Source organism: bacterium (Candidatus Blackallbacteria) CG13_big_fil_rev_8_21_14_2_50_49_14, from assembly GCA_002783405.1.
In the GTDB taxonomy this organism is placed as follows: Bacteria; Cyanobacteriota; Sericytochromatia; order UBA7694; family UBA7694.
In genome coordinates this window covers 1-5,728 of the sequence record PFGG01000042.1, presented here as the reverse complement: position 1 = coordinate 5,728, position 5,728 = coordinate 1, and the positions used below count along the sequence as shown (strand labels likewise).

Genomic DNA, 5,728 nt, shown 5'->3' with positions numbered 1-5,728 from the left:
GGACAAAGATGCTTTCAATATCTCTTGGAACAGCGATGACACTGAAGTCACCTTCTCCTTCAAAGAAGAAAAACTGCTGCCCACCGATAAAGACAGCAACCTGGTTCCCGATTACAACGTGGCTTTCCGCTCATTCAGCGGTGGCGATCGTATTTTCAAAGACAAGAGCGGGATTAGCCGTTCTGAAAAACACTTCAAACTGACCGATGGTGATTTTGAAGAGTCTTACAAGTTCGCAATCAAAACCGACGAAGCGAAACCCACCATTACCGGTATTACCGCTGAAACCACTGAAAACGGTGGCAACAATGGCGATGCGATTCGTGTTCGCTACAGCGAGCGCATGATCATCTATACCCGCGATATTTCAATCGCGGGCGGTATGGAAAACACTGCGGGTTCTGATACCAAGGCTGCAGCCGCTTACCCCGGTGGCACGATTGCTACCAGTACTGCAACTGCTAAAAACTACAATACCACGGTGGTGAAAACCGGTGGCGTGACAGCCTATTCTGGTACTTGGGGTGCGCTCTGTGGTACTGCGGTTTATGACACCACCGACCTGACCCACAAAACCGTTCTCTTGTTGCCTCCCAAAGCAGTAGCAACGGCCAATAATATTTACCTTTTGAATTCACCCAATACCGTAGCCGGTAGCTTTACCACCGATGCGGCTGCCAATAATGGTGAAAATGCGTTGGTGATTCAATTGATGGGCGTACCCGCTGCTTGTGGTGGGATTGTCGCTGCTGCGGTCGCTGGTTTACAAACTTTGACTGCTGTAAATCTGGATGAAAGTCTGACCAGCAATGCAGCGGTTGCCACCAGTTTGCAAACCCAATTGAATCTGGCTGCTGCTGCTTTGGGGGCAAATGCCCCCAGTGCCAATCCGTTTACAGTGACATCAACGACCACTTCGATCACCGTTAGCTTTAACGATACCAGTGGTAAATATATCGGTTGGCGTCAAAATGCAGGTTTTGTCAATGCGACAGGCCAGGTATTGCCTCAGTTCAATACTGGGGGTATTACCCTGACTGCGGGCCAAAATATTGATGTTTACCAACCAGGTGACACCGTTCGGATCAAAGTGAACAGCACCGTTCTGGATCCTGCCGGTAATACCTTGGATTCTTCACGCGATAACGCTTCTGCCAACGCCAGCTAAGCACTTCTTGCAGCATTAGCTGCTTAGAAGAGGCTTATGCAAAGCCAAATAAGCTCAAGGCCCTCTTGTGGGGGCCTTTTGTTTTGGGAATTTAATTGAAATTAAAGCTCCCAATATGTTACCCTCAATTTAGGTCTAATTATTGTCCCCTAATTTAGGGTTTAAATTTACGTTCTGAGAGGCAGTATGATTCAAGCTAAATTCAGTCTCGACGAAAAACAACTTCATTTTTTAAATACCTGCAAAGAATATGGATTTAAAGACAAAAGCGAAATGGTGAGAATGGCTTTGTTTCATTTTCAAAAGAACTTGCAAGACCAGGCTATCGCCCAATCAGCCGATTTATATGCTGAAATTTACGCTCAAGACTGCGAATTGCAAAGTTTAACTCAGACAGCTTTGGCTGCGTGGCCTGAATGAATCTGATTCAGCGTGGCATGGTGATCGATGTGAATCTAGAGCCTGTGAAAGGTTCAGAAACTGGTAAAATTCGCCCTTGTATTGTGATCACCAACAATACTTATAACGCTCGCGTACCCGTTATTCAGGTTATACCGATTACTGAATGGTCTGAAAAAAAGAGTCGTGTTGTGACCAATTGTGTCATGGAACCCTCTGCTGACAATGGTCTGGATAAACGTTCAATCGCTGATTGCCTGCAAACACGTCCGATTGATTGGAAGAACCGTTTTGTACGTTTACGTGGACATTTAAGTACGGGTGAAATCACGTTGCTCGAAAATGCGCTTAGGATTGTCTTTGCGCTTTAAACGATCTAAGCACTCATTACGGCTTTTGTTGCAACGGTAGCAAGCCTTGTGTTTTTCGTAAGGTTTCCCTGACGAATCGCAGGAGAAACTTCTCAAAATGATTCAAGCAGGTTTTCATTATGAAAGCCTGCTTTTTCATATGCTTAGAAAATTTTTTTACAAAATATGTTTTGAAGTGTTTTTGAAAAACTGAACCAGTTCAAGAAAACTTTCATTTGAATTTGTATTTGAACTGAGTACTGTTTGCATTTTCGTTTTGAGTGCGTAGCGTTTTTCATTTGAGCAGGCGATGTCTACTGCTTGTTTGCCAAAATCTGCTTTGTTTGGCACGATACATTCCTGTAATCCTGCTCGTTCTAAAATGGCTGCGGCTATTCTGCCCCGCCGTAAACCAGAAGGCCAGGTAATCAAGGGTGTGCCGGTATGCATACATAAATAAGTGGTATTGCCTGCACTGAAATGAAAAGGATCCAGGCAGACCTCTGAAGCGGCAAGCACCTGTGTAAATTCAGAACGACTGAGCCAGGGCAGAAAATGAACACGTTGAAGGGCCTTTTGCCCTAAACTTTTTTCGAAACGTTTGAGCAAATGCTGATGCAGATTGTTTTCATGGTATTTAAAAAAATACAATTCAGCGAGAGGATCTTGTTCAAGTATTTCAGTCAGAGCCAGATCAAACTCTGGATGCACCTTGTACAGCGTCATGGGGCAGAGATAAAGATGATTTTTTTCTGAAAAGCCCAGCTCCTGTTTGGTCGGAAGAGGCAGGGAAAGTTCAGGTGGCTTGTAATTTTGAGGGGCTTGCGAAGAGCGTAAAAAGAGTCTTTCGCGATAATAGTGCTGGGCATTTTCGGGTTCTGAGCTGTGGGTTGACATGGCCCAGTCCATTTGAGGTAAACCAGTGGTGACTGGGTGCCCCCCCAAGACACACTGTACGGGCGCCAGTCTTTGCAGACCCAGCAGATAAGAGCTGGATTCCATGCCAATATCTGTATAGACCAGAATATCCAAATTCGCTTCAGCAATCCTTTGGGCTTGGCTGAGATGATCCTGCCCAGCCAAAGAAACAAACTGCTGTACCTTGGCCCGCAGCAGTTCGGTCATGCTGTCAGCTTGGGGGCTGAGCGAAAAACAGAAAATTTCCAGTTCAGGGTCCTGTGCGCAAAATTGAATCAATGGTGCGTAAATATGACTGACGGCATGGGCAAAGAAAAAAGACGAAACAAAACCAATGCGCAAGGGAAAATGGGGCTTTTCAGACAGCTTGGCTTGAAGCAGAAGCCCGTCTTGCTCAAAGCGGTTTTGCCAAAAATCTCCCACCAGGGTATGAATTTGGCGATCATCATACCCCTGATAAGCCAAGTGAAAAAGCAGAGGAATCTGCTGTAAAGGTTGGGGCAGTTGGTAAAGTCCAGCATTTTCTAAAAGCCTGTTTAAGCACTTGGGCAGTTCTGTTTCAATCCGTTGGCGCCAGTCAGATAAACTTTGGGTATCCGCATAAACTACTGGTAAACAGAGCGTTTCGGCCAAGGGATAGAGCAGATTCTGGGGATGGGTTTTTTGTGCGCGTTGAAAATGTCCAATGGCTTTTTCAGGTGCATTTCCCCGTTGTGTTGCCAATCCTGCGCCATAATGGGCAAATGCTTTTGCTTCAGCAGAGAGATGTGTATTTGCTGAAATCGTTTCTGCATTGAGTTCCAGAAGCAGGGTCGCTTGGTCATCATTGAAGCGATCCAAATGTTCTTGGGCCAGAGGAATCAAGAGTTCGCTGAATTCGGGGGCAAGATCCAGGGCTTTTTTCAAGGCGAAAAGTGCTTTTTTATTGTCTTTAAGTTCCAGTAAAATCTGAGCCTGATTCCACCAGCTTTCTGCTGCTTGGGGTTCTAATTCCAATGCTTTCTGACCCATACTGAGGGCCTGGGGGAATTGTTTGAGCTGAAAGAGCACACTTGAAAATTGATGGTAGTATTGGGCCGTTTCAGGAAAAACGCCAGGGGCTTGATTCAGGCAGTGAAAAGCATTTTCATAATCGCGTATTGAAATACAGAATTGCCCGATTTCAAACAGAACAGAGGAGGGTATTTCTGTTTGCTGAAGTAATTGAAGATAGTAATTCCGGGCTTCCTGCAATTGGTCTTGGGCAACCAGGTTGCGTGCCAGACTCAGGATTAAATCGGGGGCCTGGGGAAATTTTTGCAATAAATCCCGCCAAAGGATTTCAGCCATGGGCCAGATTTTGAGTTCTTCTAAAATTTGAGCCTGTTTGATCCCTGCCTCATGGAGATCGGGGTTCAGTGAGCCGGCTTTTCGAAAGGCATGCAGTGCTTTTTCCCATTTTTGCAGAGCCAAACAGGCATTTCCCCAATTAAAATAAAAGTCGTCGTAGTCAGGGCAAAGCATACAAGCTTCTTCTAAGAGGGGTTCTGCCTGCTCGGCTTGATTCAAACTGTAGTGAAACACTCCCAACAGATGAAGAATTTCAGGTTGGTGGGGGAATTCTTTGTTTAAGGTTTCCAATTGAGCGCAAGCCGCCGTGTGATCCTGATTTTGCCAGGTTTTCAGGGCACCTTGAAGTTTTTCTTCAAGAGGGTTTCTTTGTGTGTTTTCTGCCATATTTAACAGGTTAACATGTTTGTTTGCAGAGCATTTGGATTTCCTTCTTTCATTGCCTTTCATCCCGTATGAATTGTGCATTTTATGCGTTATCTATACGTAAGAAAATAATAAAAATATTATATTTTTTGTTAAAAAATAAGAAAATAAAATTTTTGAATAAATATATTTTTAAAAATATTCAAAAATAAATAAAATTTCTTAATATTTACTAAATATAGTCCTATGCAGTTTGAACCCAATCAGGTATTCTGAATAGATAGACTTTCCTGGGTATTTTGCGAATAAAAATTTTTAAATTTTTAATTGATTTGTTTTAAATTTATTATTTTTATAATACTTGGAACTTATTTTCTGCATGTGTGTCTACTTAAGTAGTTGAAATGTTTTTTAAAAAATATAAATACAGTTTTTCTTTTCGAAAGGACTTAACAAAATGACGAAGCAACGTATTCTCTCAACGGGTCTTGGCCTGGCAGCAACTCTGTCCATGGTCGCTTGCGGCCCTGCTCCTACTGCCACCCCCAGCCCCAGCCCCAGCGCAAGTGCAAGCGCTTCCGTAGCTCCCAGTGCTGAACCCACTGTCGCTCCCAGCGCTTCCGTAGCTCCCAGTGCTGAACCCACCGCGATGCCTACCGCTGCTCCCACTGCGATGCCTACCGCTGTTCCTACGACAGATCCCAATGCCAGCCCCACCGCAACTCCCTTGCCCAGTGCCACCAGCGATATTTCTATTATTGAAACCACCACTTTCAATGGTAAAGTATTCGATGATACCCAGTCTCCCCTTGATGGCGTAACGGTCAAAGCACGTTCCTTGAACGCATCGGTTCCTTTTAATGTTGAAACAGTCACTGCTGGTGGCACCTATGCTTTCAACAACGCTCCTTCAGGTGTTCAGGTTGAAATCATCGCTTCTAAGCCTGGTTTCACCACCCGTAAACGTGTTGAAGTACTGAAATCTAACAAACAGGGCGACCCCAACGCCAACCGTTATGACTTCGGTAATGACGGCAGCGTGACTGGTTTCTCTGCTGCTTACAATGCTTTGAGCGACAAACCTGAAGTGATCATGGTCACCCCTGCCCGCAATGGCTCTGGTGTAGACCCTAAAACCAGCTTCGTGCTGAAGTTCTCTGAGCCCATGGACAAGAAGACCGCTGAAGATACCTTCACT

Annotated in this window: 5 protein-coding genes; 4 read left to right on the top strand and 1 reads right to left on the bottom strand. The window is 44.7% G+C overall.

What is annotated here, in order from left to right; translation table 11 throughout:
* The 3 genes from COW20_10290 to COW20_10280 form a co-directional block, all read left to right on the top strand.
* Positions 1 to 1,168: hypothetical protein (locus COW20_10290; GenBank protein PIW48214.1), on the top strand; the 1,168-nt coding region annotated here is incomplete at its 5' end.
* A 186-nt stretch (positions 1,169 to 1,354) separates the two neighbouring features.
* Positions 1,355 to 1,588: a hypothetical protein gene (locus COW20_10285; GenBank protein ID PIW48213.1), complete on the top strand. Its 234-nt coding sequence runs from the start codon at positions 1,355 to 1,357 to the stop codon at positions 1,586 to 1,588.
* Positions 1,585 to 1,938 carry a type II toxin-antitoxin system PemK/MazF family toxin gene (locus COW20_10280; GenBank protein PIW48212.1) on the top strand — a complete coding sequence of 118 codons (354 nt, stop codon included), beginning with the start codon at positions 1,585 to 1,587 and terminating at the stop codon, positions 1,936 to 1,938. The genes COW20_10285 and COW20_10280 overlap by 4 nt, the downstream gene beginning before the upstream one ends.
* A 156-nt stretch (positions 1,939 to 2,094) precedes the next feature.
* Here COW20_10280 and COW20_10275 read toward each other — a convergent pair whose 3' ends face one another.
* On the bottom strand, positions 2,095 to 4,632 hold the full coding sequence (locus COW20_10275) for a hypothetical protein (protein PIW48211.1): 2,538 nt from the start codon (positions 4,630 to 4,632) through the stop codon (positions 2,095 to 2,097).
* A 409-nt stretch (positions 4,633 to 5,041) separates the two neighbouring features.
* Here COW20_10275 and COW20_10270 point away from each other — a divergent pair.
* Positions 5,042 to 5,728: hypothetical protein (locus COW20_10270; GenBank protein PIW48210.1), on the top strand; the 687-nt coding region annotated here is incomplete at its 3' end.